The sequence below is a fragment of the Clostridiales bacterium genome, from assembly GCA_030016385.1.
Lineage (GTDB): Bacteria > Bacillota > Clostridia > Clostridiales > Oxobacteraceae > JASEJN01.
This window is the reverse complement of the sequence record JASEJN010000001.1, coordinates 53,882-72,854: the sequence shown is the minus strand read 5'-3', so window position 1 is coordinate 72,854 and position 18,973 is coordinate 53,882. Positions and strand designations below refer to the sequence as shown.

Sequence of the window (18,973 nt, the reverse complement as noted above, 5' to 3'; positions counted from 1 at the left end):
AACCTTTCCTGACTCAAGTCACAGGTGCTCTTGCCCAGCTTATAAATCAAACCCGGCCTTTTTATAAAAACGCCCGGTCTTCGTATCTGCCAGTCCACCCTGTGCAGTCTCTTTAAGGCAGGAAGGCATCATATCCCCTATTTTTTTCATCGCTTCGATTACTTCATCCACCGGAATGCGGCTTTCTATTCCTGCAAGCGCCAGTTCCGCGGCTGTCAGCGCATTGGCCGTACCCATGGCATTTCTCTTGATGCAAGGCACTTCTACCAGCCCTGCAACCGGATCGCATACAAGCCCCAGGATATTCTTTAAGGCAATGGCAGCAGCATTGGATATCATCCTCGGCGTTCCTCCCGCCATCTCTGTAATTGCAGCGGCCGCCATTGCAGATGCAGTACCGCACTCCGCCTGACAGCCACCTTCCGCCCCCGATATGCTTGCTTTATTGGCAATCACTATGCCGATTCCCGAAGCTGTAAACAGCGACATCACAGCATCCTTCCGGTCTATATTTTTATCTTCCATAATCGTCAGGACGGCAGATGGAATAATGCCGCAGGAACCGGCCGTCGGCGCTGCCACAATCTTTCCCATGCATGAGTTCAGTTCCGATACCGCCAAAGCTTTCGTCAGCGCATGGCCAAAAAGTGGTCCGCAAAGATTTTCACCACGATCGACCTGGCACTTCATCTTGTAGGCGTCTCCGCCGCTTAAACCGCTGACAGAGCGCAACCCAGGCATACTCCCCTTCTTTACGGCCTCCTCCATAACTTCAAACCGCTTTTCCATTTTGCTATAAAGGTCGTCCCGTGTTATCTCCATTCTTTCTGCCTGTTCTTTTAAAATTAATTCTGAAATTTTTTTATTATTTTTTTCCGCCTCATTAACTAAAAAATCAACCGAATCATATTGATACATATTTTTTCCCTTTACTTTAATTTTTCTACTCTGACACAACTTAACACATGGGGTTGCTTTCTGATTTCATCCACGACACTCTTCGGGACTACGCTGTCGCACTCGATTATCATTACGGCAGCTCCACCCTTTTCTTTCCTTACGCAGCGGAAAGAGCCGATGTTTATACCTCTCTCCGCCATGAAATATGTAACCTCGGCAATCATGCCCGCAACATCCTCATGCAGTACAATCAACGTCTCGTACTGTCCGGAAAATTCAACATTCATGCCATTTACCTTTTTCACCAGAATACTGCCGCCACCTACCGACGCAGCTTCAATGCTGCAGGTACGTCCATCCTTATCCCAGAGGATTATACGTGCCGTATTAGGATGTGCATTTTCAATATATACTTTTCCGAACCGATACTCAAGCCCTTCTTCTTTGGCCAATTCCAGACTATTTCTGATACGCTCGTCATCCGGTTCCATTCCCATTATCCCAGCTAGCAGTGCCTTATCCGTCCCATGTCCCTTATATGTCTCTGCAAATGAACCATGAAGCATGATCTCAGCTTTTACCGGCTTTGTGCCAAGAAGGGAGACTGCAACTTTTCCGATACGCACAGCTCCCGCCGTATGGGAACTGGACGGGCCGATCATAACCGGGCCTATGATATCTAACACATCCATGGCGCACCACATATAGAAATCAATTTTTCAAATGCAACCGCATACTGAACGCTATCCATCATCATCGATCCCTCTTTCAAATCCGTCTTCAATTTATCAAACCGGATATTAACCGTATTATTTCCATTTAACTGAAATCCATATAGCATACAATATATTATTTTTTATAAAAAGTCAATTATTGTTTCCTTTATTTCTCTCCTTTATAATAAATCGAGTTTTTACAACTTTTATACACTAAGCAAAGAGAGGACTATCAAAAATAGCGATAGTCCTTTTTTACTATTAAATATAAATATATGATATTTTTTTAGTGTCCGACAAACTAAAAACTAGCTCTAATTATCCACCAAAATTTAAAGATAATGTTAACTTTTAGAACCAGTTGTTGCAATACCCTGAATAAATTGCTTTTGAAATATAATAAATAGTATAATCATCGGAATAATTGCATATAAAGAACCCGCCATCAATTGTGGATAGTTTGTGGAATATTGTCCTTGAAGACTTGCCAATCCTGCTGATAAAGGCATCTTTTCAATAGACATATTGACAACCATAGGCCACATCAAATCCTTCCATGCAAACAGCGCAGTAAATATACCGAGAGCAGCCATTCCCGACTTTGCAAGAGGCATTGCAATTTTCCAGTATATCTGCCATCTATTACACCCATCCAATATGGCTGCCTCTTCAAGTTCGCTTGGCAATGTAAGGAAAAACTGTCTTAGCAAAAATGTTCCAAATGCGCTGACAAAACCAGGTACTACCAGCGCCTTTATTGTATTAAGCCAGCCAAGTTTTGAAACAAGTAAATACTGAGGTATAACAAATAGCTGAGAAGGGATCATCATCTGTATAAGAACAATCATAAACAACATATCTCTGCCCGGAAATTTAATTCTTGCAAATGCATAGGCAGCCATTGAACTGAAAACTATAGCAAAAACTATTCTAAAAAATACCATGGCAAATGTATTTATATAAAATTTAGCAAATGGAAGCAGGTTCCATACATCTACATAATTTTGCCATCTAAAAGATTTAGGAATAATTATAGGTGGCATCTGCATTGATTCTGAAAGAGTTTTTACTGACGTTAAAAACATCCATAAAAATGGAAGTACCATAATAAATGAACCTATTATCAAAACGACATGAATAATAATCTTTGAATTTATTTTACCTCTATTCATTATTTCACCTTCCATACTTTATTCATAGTGAACCCATTTTTTCTGATATTTTAATTGAATCAATGTGAATATCATTATGATTATAAATAACAATATTGCAATAGCTGAACCATATCCTTTATTGTAAATCATAAATGAATATTTATAAAAAAGAAAAACCAATGATTGAACATTAGGCAATGCTGGATTTGATGTGCCTATCATCATAAATATCAAGTCAAAAACCTGTAAAGAACTGATCATTGTAGTTATAACGACAAAGAACAAAGTAGGTGAAACCATCGGAATTGTTATGGAGAAAAACTTTTTTACCGCACCTGCACCGTCAATACTGGCAGCCTCATAATAAGTTGTAGGAATTTCCTGAAGTCCTGCAAGGAGTATAACCATATTGTACCCCAAACTACTCCAGATACCAACAATAATTAAAGAAGCAAGCACAAAGTGAGGATCACTTATCCAGTTAGGACCATGTATACCTATCTTTGAAAGAACATAATTTATTAAACCATAATCATAATTCATCAGCCATTTCCATACCATTGCTACCGCAGCAGGAGTGGAAACAACAGGCAGAAAATAAAGAGTTCTATAAACAGTTTTCCCCTTAATGTTCGAATTTAAAAGCACTGCAATAATCAGTGACAGAAGTACTCCTATGGGTACTGCAATCACAGTATAAGCTAAAGTATTATAAACAGCCTGTATTACCTCTTTATCATGAAATAATTTTATAAAATTACCTAACCCTATAAACTTCGGCTGATCAAAGCCTGTAAATTTGCAAAGACTTAAATAAGCTGTTTGAATCAAAGGCCATACATTCAATATAATTAGACCAATTATAGTGGGAGCAATCATGAAATAGCCCCAAGCATAATCCGCTACTTTATTATTACTTAGTTTAGACATTTTTTGTGAACCAGGCTTAATTTTTGTTTTTGTAGCTAATTTTTTCACGTCTCCTACTCCTTTCAAAAAAATTTTAGGTCAGTCCTATCTGTGATGGAGATACAGCAACAATTTTACCCTATAAATACCTTGATAACAGTTAGTATAAGTATGCCAACTGTTATCAAGATTTTTGTTTAGTATAATTATTTTGTAGCTTCTATATCCGCATTCATCTTTGCTGCTAAATCTTTGGCTCCCTGTTCAACCGTAGTCTTTTCACCATAAATTGCATTAAGACCATCAGTTTCCTGCTGGAAGAATGTAGACATTCCCTCCCAGTTATTTGGAAAAAGTACTGCATAACTTAACATATCAGGATAAGCCTTGACATTGAAACCTTTGAAATGCTCTATCCAACCTTCAGTCATATTCTTATAAGCTGGTATAGCAGAACCATATTGTGATTGAATCTTATTTGCTTCTTCTGTTCCTAAATACTCATCAAACTTCCAAGCTTCATTCGGATGCTTTGTCTTTGCCGATATGGCATTACCAAGTCCATTATATATAGAAGCCCGTTTTACACCTTTTGGTAAAACTGTTACATCACAATTCTTTTTAGTGTAATCATTTGCAAAAAATTCACTGGTCATCCATGATCCAAAGTAACCCATAGCAGCCTTACCTGATTCAAAATATTGTGCTGCTGATGTATTTGTGAATTGAGTCTGTTTTGGTGATACTTTATCGACTAATGAAAGATCAACTGCAAATTTAATAGCTGCAATGGATTCAGGCATATCATAGCCAGATTTTGTCCTATCATCACTAATTGGATATCCTCCATTCTGATACATGAGATCATAGGTAATTTCCTGGGTATCCACCGGCGATAAAAAGCCCCAAACTCCGGCCTTAGTATCCGTTAACTGCTTTGCAACTTCTCGTAATTTATTCCAATCCCATGTTTCATCTGGATATTTAATGCCCTTTGCATCAAATAATTTCTTGTTGTACCACAAACCTATAGTATCATAATCTTTAGGAATTGCATATTGTTTTCCGTTCAACGTATAGAGCTTTACAAGTCCTTCAGGAAAATCGCTGTTTTTAACTAAACTGCTGTTAGCGATCTTTTCAGTAAGATCCATCAGCATATTGCCCTTAGCATACTTTAAAAAATTATTTGAATGCATCCAAAACACATCTGGTAAGGAGCCGCCCTTTGCAGCAGCTTCAAGTTTTGTCCAATATTGCTCCCAAGAAGTAACTTCTACCTTAACAATAATATTAGGATTCTCTTTCATAAACTGATCTGCCATTGCTTTCATACCAGGTTCCTGATTTTTATCCCATATAGCGTAGGTTATAGTAGTTTTTCCACCTGATCCTTGTTTCGATCCTGAACTACTGCATCCAACAAGATATGTTGAGATCATTGTCAAACAAAGAACCATTACCAACAACTTTTTAACATTTCTCACTTAAACTACCTCCCATTTTTTTATTATTTAATTTAGCAAGCATCTGCATACTCACTATAATCAAGCAACACTTGATGGTAGTATATAAATAGTACAATTTGAAGATAACTTAGCTTATTTTAATCTGTACTTTTTCTTGACATAGTAACCAACCTGCATAAACAAAATTAATTGAACTCAGGAAGCCAATTGCCATGTGCTTTTATTAAGTCGTCGCATAATGAGCGAATATCATCTATCGAGAGCTCGGAGCTCGTATGGGGATCAAGCATGGCCGCCATATAAATATATTTTTTCTTGCGCGTCCTTGCGGCCTCTATGGTCAATAACTGTACATTTATGTTCGTACGATTAATCGCCGCACACTGTTCAGGCAGATTTCCCACATAGCACGGTGATATGCCGTTTGCATCGACTAAGCAGGGAACTTCGACGCAGGCATTAAACGGCAAATTCGTTATCAGACCGTTATTTATGACATTCCCATGGATTCTATATGGAACTCCTGTATATATGGCTTTCATAATGTAAGATGCAAATTCGCTGGTCTTTTCGTGCTTAAGGTTTTTATTCTCCACCAGCTCTTTACGCATTTTCAGCCAGTTGGAAATCTGATTAATGCATCTTCTCGGATATTCATCAAGCGGAATATTATATTTTTTAATAAGCTCAGGATATTTTGATTTTATAAAATATGGAGTATATTCAGATGTATGCTCGCTTGATTCGGTAATGTAATATCCAAATCTTCTCATCATTTCTATCCTTACAAGGTCATGTTTATCATCGTATTCACCATTATTGTTATCTGCTCTGCGCTTTATCTCAGGATAGAGATCGACATTATTTTTATCGCGTATGCTGAGCAGCCATGCCTGATGGTTGATACCTGCTATCTGCCATTTGCAGCCTTCAAGTTTGTCCTCCATCTTGAATGTTTTAAGCAAACCAGGTACGCAGGCCTGAACGCTGTGGCATAAGCCGACAGTTTTGACCCCTGTAAATCTTTGCATATAGCCGGTAATCATGGCCATTGGATTTACATAATTAAGTAACCATGCATTCGGGCAAAGTTCCTCCATATCCTTTGCAATGCCTTCCATAACAGGAATTGTGCGCAGTGCCCTGAAAATCCCGCCTATTCCCAATGTATCTGCTATCGTCTGCCTTAATCCGTATTTTTTAGGGACTTCAAAGTCCGTAATAGTACACGGGTCATATCCTCCAACCTGAATGGCATTTACAACAAAATCGGCGTCTTTCAATGCATCCCTTCTATCCATTGTCGCATAAATGCGGGCTCCCGATTTAACATTTGCATTGATATTTTCAAGCATATTCTTAGAATCTTCAAGGCGTTGTTTATCGATATCAAAAAGAGCTATATCGAACTTTCCAAATTCTGGAGTCAGTATGCAATCCCCCAGTACATTCTTGGCAAAAACAGTGCTTCCAGCACCTATAAATGTTATTTTCATAATCCGTTCAACCTCCATTGTCAGAAATTGTATATATAATTTAATATTCAAAATTTTGTACCTATTATGTCTTAATTATAAATGCAATAAGATACAAAATCTATAAACAGATGTTGCAGGATTATATACTCTTGTTGAATAATTTTAGATATTTTAAATGTCACATATAATCACATATAATTTGCAAATGAATTGAAAAAAATACCTTTCAGAGTTAAAATTAATTATATTATTGTTGCAGACATATCATAGGGAGTGTGATATAAAAAATGAAAGTTCTAGATAATTGCTTGAATTCTTCTACTGAACAGACTGTTTTCGAATTAGACGTTTATCAATGTGGTCATGAAAAGTGTAATCCCGGACATTCTTATGGTTATGCAATCCGCGATCATTATCTGATCCATTATATAGTCGGCGGCTGCGGGGAATATAATGTCGGCGGAAGGAAATATGAACTTTCAAAAGGAGACGGATTTTTGATTTGCCCTTCTGTAAGCACCATGTATAAAGCTTCCATGAAAAATCCATGGGAGTATTACTGGATCGGTTTTTACGGCACGGAGGCCAAAAAAATTCTGGAAATGGCAAACCTTGGCCCAAATAATATAATATTTCATAATGACGATAAAGTAATAAAAGAACTATTAAGCAAGATGTATTATACATTAAAAGATCCAAACTGTCCGGAAATCGAAACACTCGGTTATCTTTATATATTTTTATCCAAGTTGATTAAACAATACAAATTTCAGAATAAATCAAAGCATAATAATGCAAATTATGTGGAAAAAGCTATAAACTATGTCAAATGCAACTACTCCAGAGATCTGACAATTCAAGAACTGGCAGACTTCATAGGCGTCGACCGTTCACAGCTTTTCAGGCTGTTCAAACTTCAGACGAATATATCTCCCCAGCAATATATAATCAACTACAGGATTGCCAAGGCCTGTGAACTTATTAAAACTACAAACCTGTCAGTTGAGGAAATCGCTCGTTCTGTAGGATTCAAATATCCATCCTATTTTTTTAGAATTTTTAAAAGAGAAACAGCTATGACACCCTTACAATATAAAAATAAAACATGCGATAATAATTTAAGAAAAGGATAACAATCATGAACAAAACAATTGAAAACAAAAGCAAGACTCCTATGGTATTAGTTTTAATTATTTTACTATTAACTGCCGTCGCCGCACCATTGAATCTTAACAAGGTTTCTCCTATTGCTCCCGAGCTAATGCAGTACTTCAAGATCGGAGAGACACAGCTAGGAATGCTTATATCTGTGTTCTCATTAACGGGTATTATTTTAGCATTGCCGGGTGGTCTGCTGATTCATAAATTCGGCCCCTGGAAATGCATACTGGTATCACTGCTATCTTTATTGATAGGTTCTATAATCGGCACATACTCAGATTCCTTCGCGCTTTTGTTAATCAGCCGAATTATCGAAGGAATGGGAATGGCGCTCATAGCCGTTGCCGGGCCTTCTATTATCAGTACAACCGTAAATCCCGGAAGAAGGGGTATCGCAATGGGATTTTTTTCTTCCTATATCGGTATCGGTCAGGTTCTTACATATAACCTTGCCCCACAGATTATCATCTCTAAGGGCTGGAGAGGCGTATGGCGGTTTTCCACACTTTATACTGCGATATTTGCTGTTATCTGGATTTTGCTAATGTTTAAAATAAATGCTTTCTCTCAAAAACAATCTCCAATGCCAATATCCGATACCCAAAATATTTATGCTTTCTCTGTCCTTAAAAACAGGAGCCTATGGTATTTATTCATATCTATGGGCCTCTATGTTATAAGCTATGCAATTATACAGATGTTTTTGCCCATTTATCTCTCCGACAGGCGAAGCATCGAGATGGCGTATGCATCGAGTCTGGTCAGCATTACTTGTTTTTTAGGAACAATTTCTTCTTTGATTGCCGGAATTATATCAGACAAGCTAGGTTCAAGGCGTGTGCTTGGTGGAGTATGCCTTATAGTAAGTGCCAGCTTGTTTGCACTTATCCCATTTATACCAACATCTTCATTCATACTTCTTATCATTATATTAGGCTTTATCCCGCCTATACTGCCTGTATGTGCTTTTGCAGCCGCCACTGAAGTAATAGATAACATCTCAAAAAGTGGTATCGCCATGGGGCTTATATGCATGGGACAAAATATCGGCTTTGTTGTGGGACCGACTCTCTTCGGAGCCATAGTTCAAGAGTATAGTTGGAACGCAGCATTTTTCTTTACAGTGCCGGTTGCTGTTACAGGCGGACTGTTTATGCTGCTCAATAAAAAAGTAAGATAGGCATAAAATGGATTTTATGCCTATCTTGCCATGTTTAAACCCGTATGCTAATTTGTACTCACATATTGCTGATATTTTTTATAATCTACCTGTCTGCATTCTAAGTCTATCAACGTCCCTTTGTCTTTATAAGCGATAGATTTCACATCATAATTTTCATTCAGATATGAAAAAATATCTCCCCTGTCATAAGGTATGAGCATTTTGCACTGCACATATTCCCTAAAAACCTTGCTGCAAATCAGATCTACCATTTTATCCATTCCTTTTTTAAGTTTAGCTGAAATATATACGCAGTCGCATCGATCGTGAGGAATATCAAAATCAACAAGGTCTATTTTGTTGTAAGCGTATATGACAGGTATGTTTTCTGCTCCGATTTCTTTTAGAGTTTTCATGGTAACATCAATCTGCTCCTTATAATGGGGATTTGAAATATCAACGACATGGATCAATAAATCCGCTTCACACACTTCTTCCAATGTTGAGCGAAATGCTTTAATCAGGTTATGAGGCAGATTGCTTACAAAACCAACAGTGTCAGCCAACAGGAAGGTCCTTTTATTGGAAAGCGTAATCCTTCTGACAGTAGTGTCCAGTGTTGCAAACAGCATATCCTTTTCTAGTACTTTTTTAGCTTCGGATTTTCTGAACATATCGACCATGGCATTCATAATGGTCGATTTGCCTGAATTTGTATAGCCTACCAACGCAATTGAAGGCAATTCCGACTCATATCTTAGCTTACGCTGTATTTTATGCTCATTTTCTAAAAGCTCCAGCTCATTATTCAGTTCAAGTATCCTCGCCTGAATTTTTCTCCGGTCAGTCTCCAGTTTTGTCTCTCCTGCCCCCCTGTTTTTAGTGCCAATCCCTCCTCTTTGCCGTCCCAAGGATTCGTTGGATCCTATAAGCCTTGGAAGCATATACTGAAGGCGGGCCACTTCAACCTGAAGTTTAGCCTCCCTCGTCCTGGCACGTTTTGCAAATATCTCCAATATCAGATACGTCCTGTCTATAACTCTGCATTCCAATTCTTTCTCAAGGTTTCGCAATTGGAGCGGTGAAAGTTCATTGTTAAAAATCAAGACCTCAGCCTCAGTCTCATCTGCTAACGACGAGACCTCCTTAACCTTACCCGAACCGATACAAAAAACTGGATTTATCGATTTCAAGTTTTGTTCCATACTGCCTACGACTTCCAATTCACAGGCAACTGCCAGGTTTTTCAGCTCCTCCATCGACTCTTTGAAACGGGGCTGATTGTTTATATTTACACCTATTAAAAGCGCAGTTTCTTTTTTTTGCATAATTAATCTCTCCTTTAAATATCGCCATTTTTGCCGTTACGGAATCATGACTTTTCGTTCCCATATTTAAAGGTTTCTCCCAGCCATATGAAATACTGTGTCATGAACCGCACGTTAAGCCCTTAGTTTTTTGCTGTGGACGCCGCACTTTATAATCATTTTAATAATCCTCCTCAATACTTAAAAATTAATTTTACAATCCCTGCAACTCAATTCAATACAAAAAGGCTGCAAACGAATGTAACTCATCTGCAGTCCTATATACTATTATAAATATACCGATAACGCCGGTTGAAATTTACCCCATCGGGACTTCTAACTCAACTCACTATAAATATCGGAAACATATCTATGCTTTTAAACTTCTCATGACTGAAGTCACGAGCGTTCATACTTATATTTATAAAATATATCAAAGTGTACATGAATGTTCATTACAGAGATTTCGAAATAAGGCAAAACAAAAAATACATGCTATTTTATGCATATCGCCCTATTTTATTTAGTTATTCCTTAAGCTAAATAACGGAATCTGATGAACATGATTTCCACCTTGACCTCACTTTCTATTTATTGGTTCCATATTATCATATTCCAAACTTACAATCAAGCAAAATTTAACATAGGCTTCAATTCGTAATTCGAAATCAGGCATAAATATGATTATGCTATTTTAAGCAACGACTGAGCATTATGAAAGTTTTGCCAGAATATTTTATTTGCCAGATTCAAGGCTAAAGATTAAAATCTCTGTATCCGTATCTGCTTAGCCTTCTTCTCTTCTTTGCAATCCTCCTCAGCATTATCAAAATGCCCACAGCCCCGCATATGACTCCTGCAAAAAAGCTGACAATACTGTTACTCATGATACCCTGTTTTTTCACACCTTCCTTTGCCTTAAGATTTATCTCTTTAAGCACGCTGCCATCTAATGTGAATATCTCTTTTCCTATAACATCTCCGGCCTTTACAGAAGATAAAAGCTTTATCTTATCTCTTTCCCCATCCAGAGAGAATATGAGATCTTTATTCCAGACTATACTCTTTTCAATTTTTTCTGCTTCTTCTTTCCTTAATATATCTATAAAATTCTCGCCGGATACCGCAACCAAACTTTCGGGACTACTCGATGAATGATTGTCCACCTTTAATGTTGATATAGCCTCATCTTTATCGGCCCCTTTATAACTTTCAAAACTCTGGAATCCGTATTCTAAAAGTCTTTTCGAATCTGCCCATCGCCCCTGGCTGGATGAATCCATAATTACCGCGATAAGATCCATGCCATCCTTTGAAGCGGAAGACACGACGCATTGTCCGGCAGGGGTAGTATATCCGGTTTTAATCCCTGTAGCATATTCATAATAATCCTTGCCGGATTTGTTTATAAGCTCGTTGCTATTTATCCATGTGTGATCTACGCTTTCCTGCACCTGACCGTTGTCAACGACATTTTCCCCTTCCACATTATATTTACAGGTACTTACTACTTTCCTGAAGTATTCATTTTTCATGGCTTCTCTTGCAATGAGAGCAAGATCGTGGGGAGTAACATAATGATTCTCGTCATGGTAACCATGGGGATTTACAAAATGTGAACCGGTAGCTCCGGCCTCCTTTGCCCTCTTATTCATAAGCTCAACAAACTTGTCCATAGCTTTAGTCTCGTCAAGTGACATATCACCGGCCGCCTTGCGGCCTATATATACAGCAATAGTATCGGCCGCGTCATTGCCCGAGGGAAGCATAAGCCCCATCAGAAGTTCTCTTAATGTAATCTGCTCACCTACTTTGAGGTAAGCCTTGCTTGAATCCCATGGTACCATAAGCACCTCTTTGCCGACTGTTACAGTATCATCCAAGTCGCCATTTTCAAGGGCAACCAGAGCAGTTAATATTTTAGTGGTACTTGCCGGATACAGCCTTTCGTTTTCGTTTTTTTGATATAACACCTTGCCACTTCGCTGATCGATGAGTATGGCTCCCCTTGCATCCAAATTGATTATATCCGATGTATCAGCAGCTTTTACCATATATACGACTCTTAGCGGAAAAAAGATTATGAGTGAAAACAATAGTATAAATAATGCTGTCAATCCTACAAAGCTTCGTGTCAATTTAAATCCCCTTTCATCTGTCAGCTTACAAATTAAACTTATAATTAAAACCCATTTGTAAGTTCTAAGGCCAGCAACCTTGATAATCTAAGAGCTTTTGAAACTCGTTTCACTCAGACAATCAAAAGCTCTAAGGATTATCTGCGGCAGCAAAGCCAAGAACTTATCAAAACTTTCATAATGCTCATTCGTTGTTCAAAATAGCATAATCCTATTTATGCCAGGGCCTGGTTTCAAATTACAAATTGAAGATGAATATAGGTGTATATTTTATATGCACCCAATGAATACGGCAGACGAAAAGGCGACAAAATGTTTCATTTTTTACGATTTATGTAGAGACCTGTAATCTCGTCGTTTATAATAATACAATCGTTATGTTTATTAAGGAATATGCTCTTTAGCTTGTCACCCGTTTTATAATCGACAGTCGTACCCGAAACATTTTTTATCTTGGCAGTCGGTAAATCCGGATTTGCATCTTTATCATAAAGCCGTTCCATATTTTCGATTGAAAAATGATCCGCCAGAGTTTCGCCGCAGATTAGGGGTTCATGACTTTTGGGATTCGTTGAGTATATCTTTAAATTTTTTATATTGACATTATCGATGCAGCCCACACCCTCCTGAAATTCCTTTTCATCAAATAACGGCGTACGGCAATACCTCGCAGCATCCATATTTATTGCATATGTGCGGCATCCGGCATATATGTCTTCAAATATAATATTTCGGATTGAATTATGTATACTTAACATCCGTATGGCAGTATAACAATTATCGGCATAAATATTTTTGAATGATATATTCTCTATGCAATCGCAGATAAGATCAAGATTCTCAATCCTCTCTACGGAATCGTCCGCGTTAAGAGCAATCATGTCGTCATTTGTTTCTCCATAAGTAATCGCCTTGATATTCTCCACAACGCCGTTTCTACAGCCTCCGGCAAAATGCAACCCGTCCTGGTTAAATGCCAGCCTTTTTGCAGAAAAACCGATCCCGCTTATTCTGAAATCGTCAAGCCTGCACATCCTGATATAGTATGTTACCGAATTTGCCACCGTTAAATCCTGTAAAACCAAACCCTTGACATTCACGAAGTTCATTGTGGCTCCCGAACTCGCATTTGGATTGAATAAATCCTTATCTTTCGTATTGTTTTTGCCATCAAAATTGCCGTCCCAAATCCCGCCCTTGATCGAAATATCTATATTGCCATTTCCCGGATCACTGTTGCTTATAAGAAAATCACCGCGCCTTTTAGGAAAAGAAGAAGAAACGACCAACCTTGCGGAAGGTCCGGCGAAAATATGGCTGTGTGAACCTATCTTCAAGGTGCCGCAGATACGATATGTGCCGTCCGGTATATAGATGGCCGGGCAACCACTATCGAGTGCAGCCTGAATCGCAGCTTTATCATCCTTTATTCCATCTCCCAAGGCCCCAAAATCCCTGACATTTACGCTCTCCATAAAGTCCTCTCCCTATCTGTAATTTAGCTATATTCCATTTTCTGCATCATTATCAAGCAAATTCAAATACAATTTGTAATTATAATCATCAAAGCATACAAACCTGACTTCCTCTATCGAGGTATATTCCTTGAGGCTCTCTTTAACCGTGTCATACGCAATTTGTGCCGCCAATTCCTTCGGGAACCCATATACCCCCGTACTGATGCACGAGAAAGCTATAGTTTTCACTCCGTTTTCCGAAGCTATCCTTAAGCTGTTTCTGTATGAATTGGACAAAAGAGATTTTTCGTTGTTTCCTCCTCCATGCCATACAGGACCTACTGTGTGAATGACATACCTTGCCTTTAGCTTTCCGCCTGATGTGATAACAGCTTCACCTGTTTTTAATCTGCCTATTTTTTTTATAATAGCCCTGCATTCCTCAAGTATCTGCCTTCCGCCTGCCAAATGTATGGCGCCATCTACTCCGCCGCCACCCATAAGGCCGCTGTTTGCCGCGTTGACAATAGCATCGACGTTTTCCTCTGTAATATCGCCCTTCACTATGGTAATCTTATCTAAATGCGATATGAACATAACAAGACCCCTTTCTATGCATTTGATGTAAATATGATTTTTCTTTTATCAAAGATTGCAAAATAACTGCTGTTAATAACTTAAGCCACAAGGTGTATATATATTCACCCTAAGCCGCATGCTTAATCCATTTTATGCTTTGCAGATAGTAAGTCGCCCTTCCATAGACTTGAAAGTTAAATCCACCTGCAGTATCCCAGGGTACAATACCTTGCATGGAGCTTCCATCTCATCCCATATGACTTTATACTCATATTTGGGATTCATGGCGGCAATCACATTTACCTTTCTTCCAGGCTCGCCGAAATATCTAAGCACACTATCCATTCTGCTGTTCTTTTCTGAAAACGTCTTCGAGATTATCCATATATCAAATCCGCAGGTTAAACGACCTGGTTTAAAATATGCATTAAACCAGCTCATGACAGGTGTCGAAAGTCCTCCAAAATGATGCCAGCCTGCTCCCCTTCCCGTTTGTATTATAAAATGTTCAAAACAATTATATGAATAGTCCACCTCATTTTTCCATAGTTCCAGCCCTGTCTTTGCAATATCATATGCAAGTCCTCCTTGCCCAATGTCCAGCATTGTCTTCCAGAAGAACCATTGATGCGGCATCCATACAGTCCCGTTCCAGTAACCATCTATTCTATAATAAGGGGCGGACTGATCGACAGCCGATATTCCAATTCTTGAAAACAGTTCATTTTTTGAACTTAAATGCCCTAATAATCTTTCCTCCTGTTTCCTTGTACATATTCCTGCGACCAACGGATAAGCGCCATCCAATCCCATATTGTAATTTTTGCCGCTGCTATGCCTTAGGATACCTTTCGGATTGCCTTCGTCGTCATGAACGACATAACCAAAGTATCCCGTATCCTCATCATAGCAGTATTTCTGTATAGCTTCACTAAATAATTTCTCATCTTCTTCGTATTCTTTTATATCTTCAACTTTTTCCAAAGCATATGCGGCCATCTTAAGGATCTTGGCAGTGCGTATGCAGTGGGCGGTATTGGAAACTGGCGCTACATACTTCTCAAGCCTGTTTTTGTGCACATATACCTGTGGCGGATAATCGTCCCATCCACCTGAGTTATAGAAATAATCCCATGTCTTGATAAGATTGGACTTTAATTGCCTTGTAGTCGAGCTTCCAAGTCTTCCGCTCAAAAACCTATGGTACTGTCTAAGCCTGGGATAGAAATATTCGAGCAAATCCATGGATTGAGTTCTGTTCCAAAGTTCAAGAAACAGATAAATCTGTACCGGAACAGGACTTCCATGATGCATAAAGGCCGCCTGATCATCACCCGGTTCTGTCAAATAAGCATTTAAGCAATCTATGGCCCTGTTTATGTCGAGTTCCATAAGCCCAAGCCCTATAAAACCCGAATCCCATGTATAAAGGCAATCCCACCATCTTCCAGGAGTATTATGTTTTATATAGGATTTGCATGTATAGACGGGATAGACTACATTGGTCAAAGTAGTAGCCGCCATGCGCTTTTGACTGAATACATACTTTTCACCGTTTTTAATAACATCATATTTTACCGCTTTTGACTTTTCCGTGTTAAATATGCTCTCCAAACCCGACTTCTTTTCCAGATAATTATTTATATATTCTTCGACCTTGATCCTGGAGCCGTAACATACCATTCCATATATAATTCTTTCAGAGTTTTTTCCTACCTCGATAGGTCTCATAAATATATTTGTATAATGTCCTTGATCATTAAGCTTAAACTTCTTCGCAGTATGATTGTGCGTATTAAATCTAAGATATCTATCCAGTTCATCGCAGTAAAACTCCCTTATTTCGTAATTATCATGACTCCATACGATTCCATAATAGTTGTCTACATCCTTATATTTTAATATAATGCTATTTTCGCAAGGTCCGGGAATAATATCGGGACAATAGTTCCACTCCTTAGCAGAAAACTTTACGTCCTTAACCTTATCGGATGGGACTATACTAAAGCCATCAAGTTCTATTGAAGAGTTTTCCAAAGATGTAAGGTTCAAAATATGCCAACCCTTAGATATCCGGCCAACTTTAATAGTCTTTAACCCAAAGTCATCCGTATGTAAAAACTCAATATTTCCATCGATAATGCCGTCAACCTTAAAACAGGCGCTCTTGCTGCCCTTAAAACGATACCTTATTATTAGAATTCCATCGGATATTGAGTTTTCTATATTAAATCTATAGTAAACCTTGTCGTCCATTTCTTCTCCAAAGCCTGACCCTAAACCTCTTCCATTAGTAAAACCGGTGTCCCTTACTTCCCCCCTCCAAAAACCATCAGTTCCTAAATTATCTGTAGGACGCTCTGTCGCAAACTTTAAATCCTCATAATCCAGAGCATCAATCCACTGCGATCCTTCGGGAAGTTCTACGATACAGGGCCTAAGTACCTTGGGATCGTAAGGCTTAACCGTGGGAAAGTTCATAGATGCCATATAATGAAGAACCAAGCACTGCTCCTGCTCTGTAGAGTTGACGCATTCACATCGAATCAGCCTGCGGTTTTCATCCATGGCAGAAAAGGAAATATCACAGTAAACCTTGTCCTTCCACTCCAGTTCATGGCGATGGGAAAAATAGCTTAAATCCGGTGAAGCTTCCCATGGATAATAGCCTGATTCCCACATTACATTTGGAACATCGACCTTCCTTCTGTACAACCCTGGGAAAACGCTAAGGTCAAACCTTAGCCCCGCTCTCTCATCAGGTATATGAGATATTCCCATATACTTTTTTGTATATGGGCCCCAGCTGGATAAGCGAAGGTCATGGGAATGTTTCAGTTTCTCAAGATTATAACTATCCATGAATTCATACCCCCATTTTCAATAATTGGGGCATAACCAACTAAAGGTATGCCCCAAATCTGTATTATCTGCTATTATAACTATCAAAAGCTTTTTGATAAATTTTTATTACATTATCAATTTTCATTCCTTTTACCTTTTCAACATATTTATCCCAATTCCCTATCGGTTCCTGGCCGAGGATGAATTTAATGATCGTTTCATCCACATAGGTTTGAACATCGGCCATTACCGCTCTCCTGGTTTCGTCATCCGCAGCCTCAAAGGAAAGGTTAGGCAACACATATTTTTTAGATATGTCCATATATGGAATGATGAATTTCTTCTTCGTTTCCTTAACGGCAGCGTCATCCAAAGCTTCAGGCTGTTCCTTTATAAGAACATAGGGACCGATACTTTGTCCGATGCTGAACGTACCGCATGCTTGCTTTGGCGATAATCCATCGGGATTCTTTAGAACATAGTCTGTAAATGTTAAAGTCCCATTTTTATTTGTATAATCTTTCCCTTCTATTCCCATGTTTATCAAAACTGAACCTTCCCTGCTGTAAAAGTAATCTATCCACTTTACAGTTTCATCAACATTCTTGTCCGCTTTTGTTATAACCGCACCAATAACTGTACGTGGAGACTGATCCAAGCTGGCATGAACCTGATGGCCGTTAGGGCCTTTTATGGGGGCTGTCCCCATTACCTTGAACCCCGGTATCTGCTTAGGCATGGTTGCATTGAATGCCATAATGGTTCCACCAAGTGCACCTCTGAATGAACCTACCAGATTTTGACCAACCTTTCCTTGAAATGCCTTCTCATCATTGGTGGCTATTTCCTTGTCGATTAAGCCTTCTTTATATAACTTTGCTATCCAGGTAATAGCCTCTTTATATTTATTTTCGATAGGGCCATAGTGAATCTTTTCACCATCGTCCGGCTCGCTATAAAAACCATCCAATACGTCCCAGCCGGTAACCAATGAACGGGCGACACCTATGCCATTGCCGCTAAATGGTATCTCGTCTGCTTTGCCATTCTCATTTGGATCTTTTTCCTTGACCGCTTTCCAGTAATTATACCAATCTTCCGTGGTTACAGGGGATTTCATATTGAACTTCTTTAGCCAGTCCTCTCGTACCACAAGCGGATTGTTTCCTGCAGGGGTTTCATCAAACATAGGAAAATAATATACTTTTTCGTCAGTAAAAGTTATCGCTTTCTTTATTTCCGGCCTTTTCTCCATCCAGCTTTTTAAATTAGGAGCATTTTTGTCGATTTGATCGCTCAATGGAATTATAACGCCCATCTGAGCATATTTTAACACATCACCGGACGGCATGCCAATAATTACATCCGGCAATTCTCCCGAAGCCATGACCAGATTATATCTTTCGTTAAAATTTTCATCGGGTGGATTATCCCACTGAACATGAATATTAGTATCCTCTTCCAACTTTTTAAATACATCCATCTGTTCATGGGGTACCTCGTGAGCAGCTTTTGACTTAAGGATCTTTAGAGTTATTTTCTTCCCATTATCACTTTTTTGGCTTGTTTGCTTGTCAGCCTTATTGCACCCTGCAAATAAAGTGCTCAGGATCGCAATCGATACTAACATCGCAATTAATACCTTCCAGTATTTCTTCATGATGATTTCCTCCTCTAATAATTTTTTTATATCAAAGGG

The 18,973-nt window shown here is 38.7% G+C and carries 14 protein-coding genes; 2 read left to right on the top strand and 12 right to left on the bottom strand.

Annotated elements, in window-relative coordinates; genetic code table 11:
* Window positions 1-39: 39 nt before the first annotated feature.
* From sdaAA to QME45_00280, 6 genes are all read right to left on the bottom strand, one after another.
* Entirely contained in the window at window positions 40-918 is an 879-nt protein-coding gene (gene sdaAA / locus QME45_00305; protein ID MDI6617101.1) for an L-serine ammonia-lyase, iron-sulfur-dependent, subunit alpha, read from the bottom strand.
* Window positions 919-929: 11 nt separating this feature from the next.
* Window positions 930-1,592 carry an L-serine ammonia-lyase, iron-sulfur-dependent subunit beta gene (sdaAB, locus tag QME45_00300; protein ID MDI6617100.1) on the bottom strand — a complete coding sequence of 221 codons (663 nt, stop codon included), beginning with the start codon at window positions 1,590-1,592 and terminating at the stop codon, window positions 930-932.
* A 368-nt stretch (window positions 1,593-1,960) separates the two neighbouring features.
* On the bottom strand, window positions 1,961-2,788 hold the full coding sequence (locus QME45_00295) for a carbohydrate ABC transporter permease (GenBank protein MDI6617099.1): 828 nt from the start codon (window positions 2,786-2,788) through the stop codon (window positions 1,961-1,963).
* Window positions 2,789-2,806: 18 nt separating this feature from the next.
* A complete protein-coding gene (locus QME45_00290; protein ID MDI6617098.1) occupies window positions 2,807-3,700 on the bottom strand; it encodes a sugar ABC transporter permease in 894 nt (297 codons plus the stop codon).
* Between the two features lie 185 nt (window positions 3,701-3,885).
* Complete coding sequence (locus QME45_00285; protein ID MDI6617097.1) at window positions 3,886-5,166, bottom strand: sugar ABC transporter substrate-binding protein; 1,281 nt, start codon at window positions 5,164-5,166, stop codon at window positions 3,886-3,888.
* A 167-nt stretch (window positions 5,167-5,333) separates the two neighbouring features.
* Window positions 5,334-6,647, bottom strand: a complete 1,314-nt coding sequence (locus tag QME45_00280) for an alpha-glucosidase/alpha-galactosidase (GenBank protein ID MDI6617096.1) — start codon at window positions 6,645-6,647, stop codon at window positions 5,334-5,336.
* A 266-nt stretch (window positions 6,648-6,913) separates the two neighbouring features.
* Between QME45_00280 and QME45_00275 the strand changes: the two genes are divergently transcribed.
* Both QME45_00275 and QME45_00270 read left to right on the top strand, forming a co-directional pair.
* Window positions 6,914-7,759, top strand: coding sequence for an AraC family transcriptional regulator (locus QME45_00275; protein ID MDI6617095.1), 846 nt, complete (start codon window positions 6,914-6,916; stop codon window positions 7,757-7,759).
* Between the two features lie 5 nt (window positions 7,760-7,764).
* The gene (locus QME45_00270; protein ID MDI6617094.1) at window positions 7,765-8,967 is read left to right on the top strand and encodes an MFS transporter; all 1,203 of its coding nucleotides are present in this window, start codon (window positions 7,765-7,767) and stop codon (window positions 8,965-8,967) included.
* A gap of 47 nt (window positions 8,968-9,014) precedes the next feature.
* On the opposite strand, the gene hflX is transcribed toward QME45_00270, so the two are convergent.
* The 6 genes from hflX to QME45_00240 form a co-directional block, all read right to left on the bottom strand.
* Window positions 9,015-10,277 carry a GTPase HflX gene (hflX, locus tag QME45_00265; protein MDI6617093.1) on the bottom strand — a complete coding sequence of 421 codons (1,263 nt, stop codon included), beginning with the start codon at window positions 10,275-10,277 and terminating at the stop codon, window positions 9,015-9,017.
* Between the two features lie 734 nt (window positions 10,278-11,011).
* The gene (locus QME45_00260; GenBank protein MDI6617092.1) at window positions 11,012-12,310 is read right to left on the bottom strand and encodes a D-alanyl-D-alanine carboxypeptidase family protein; all 1,299 of its coding nucleotides are present in this window, start codon (window positions 12,308-12,310) and stop codon (window positions 11,012-11,014) included.
* 401 nt (window positions 12,311-12,711) lie between these two features.
* Complete coding sequence (locus QME45_00255; GenBank protein MDI6617091.1) at window positions 12,712-13,869, bottom strand: glycosyl hydrolase family 28-related protein; 1,158 nt, start codon at window positions 13,867-13,869, stop codon at window positions 12,712-12,714.
* Window positions 13,870-13,896: 27 nt separating this feature from the next.
* The gene (locus QME45_00250; GenBank protein ID MDI6617090.1) at window positions 13,897-14,448 is read right to left on the bottom strand and encodes an ADP-ribose-binding protein; all 552 of its coding nucleotides are present in this window, start codon (window positions 14,446-14,448) and stop codon (window positions 13,897-13,899) included.
* A gap of 132 nt (window positions 14,449-14,580) precedes the next feature.
* Window positions 14,581-17,292 carry a trehalase family glycosidase gene (locus QME45_00245; GenBank protein MDI6617089.1) on the bottom strand — a complete coding sequence of 904 codons (2,712 nt, stop codon included), beginning with the start codon at window positions 17,290-17,292 and terminating at the stop codon, window positions 14,581-14,583.
* Between the two features lie 64 nt (window positions 17,293-17,356).
* Window positions 17,357-18,934 (bottom strand): extracellular solute-binding protein, encoded by a 1,578-nt coding sequence (locus tag QME45_00240; GenBank protein ID MDI6617088.1) that lies wholly within the window; start codon window positions 18,932-18,934, stop codon window positions 17,357-17,359.
* Window positions 18,935-18,973 lie beyond the last annotated feature (39 nt).

Excerpts from the sequence above, each read along its gene's own strand:
- sdaAB (MDI6617100.1), bottom strand. The coding sequence starts at position 1,592 with ATGGATGTGTTAGATATCATAGGCCCGGTTATGATCGGCCCGTCCAGT.
- QME45_00270 (MDI6617094.1), top strand. The coding sequence starts at position 7,765 with ATGAACAAAACAATTGAAAACAAAAGCAAGACTCCTATGGTATTAGTT.
- QME45_00290 (MDI6617098.1), bottom strand. The coding sequence starts at position 3,700 with ATGTCTAAACTAAGTAATAATAAAGTAGCGGATTATGCTTGGGGCTAT.
- QME45_00250 (MDI6617090.1), bottom strand. The coding sequence starts at position 14,448 with ATGTTCATATCGCATTTAGATAAGATTACCATAGTGAAGGGCGATATT.
- sdaAA (MDI6617101.1), bottom strand. The coding sequence starts at position 918 with ATGTATCAATATGATTCGGTTGATTTTTTAGTTAATGAGGCGGAAAAA.
- QME45_00275 (MDI6617095.1), top strand. The coding sequence starts at position 6,914 with ATGAAAGTTCTAGATAATTGCTTGAATTCTTCTACTGAACAGACTGTT.
- QME45_00295 (MDI6617099.1), bottom strand. The coding sequence starts at position 2,788 with ATGAATAGAGGTAAAATAAATTCAAAGATTATTATTCATGTCGTTTTG.
- QME45_00245 (MDI6617089.1), bottom strand. The coding sequence starts at position 17,292 with ATGGATAGTTATAATCTTGAGAAACTGAAACATTCCCATGACCTTCGC.
- hflX (MDI6617093.1), bottom strand. The coding sequence starts at position 10,277 with ATGCAAAAAAAAGAAACTGCGCTTTTAATAGGTGTAAATATAAACAAT.
- QME45_00255 (MDI6617091.1), bottom strand. The coding sequence starts at position 13,869 with ATGGAGAGCGTAAATGTCAGGGATTTTGGGGCCTTGGGAGATGGAATA.
- QME45_00260 (MDI6617092.1), bottom strand. The coding sequence starts at position 12,310 with ATGGTAAAAGCTGCTGATACATCGGATATAATCAATTTGGATGCAAGG.
- QME45_00240 (MDI6617088.1), bottom strand. The coding sequence starts at position 18,934 with ATGAAGAAATACTGGAAGGTATTAATTGCGATGTTAGTATCGATTGCG.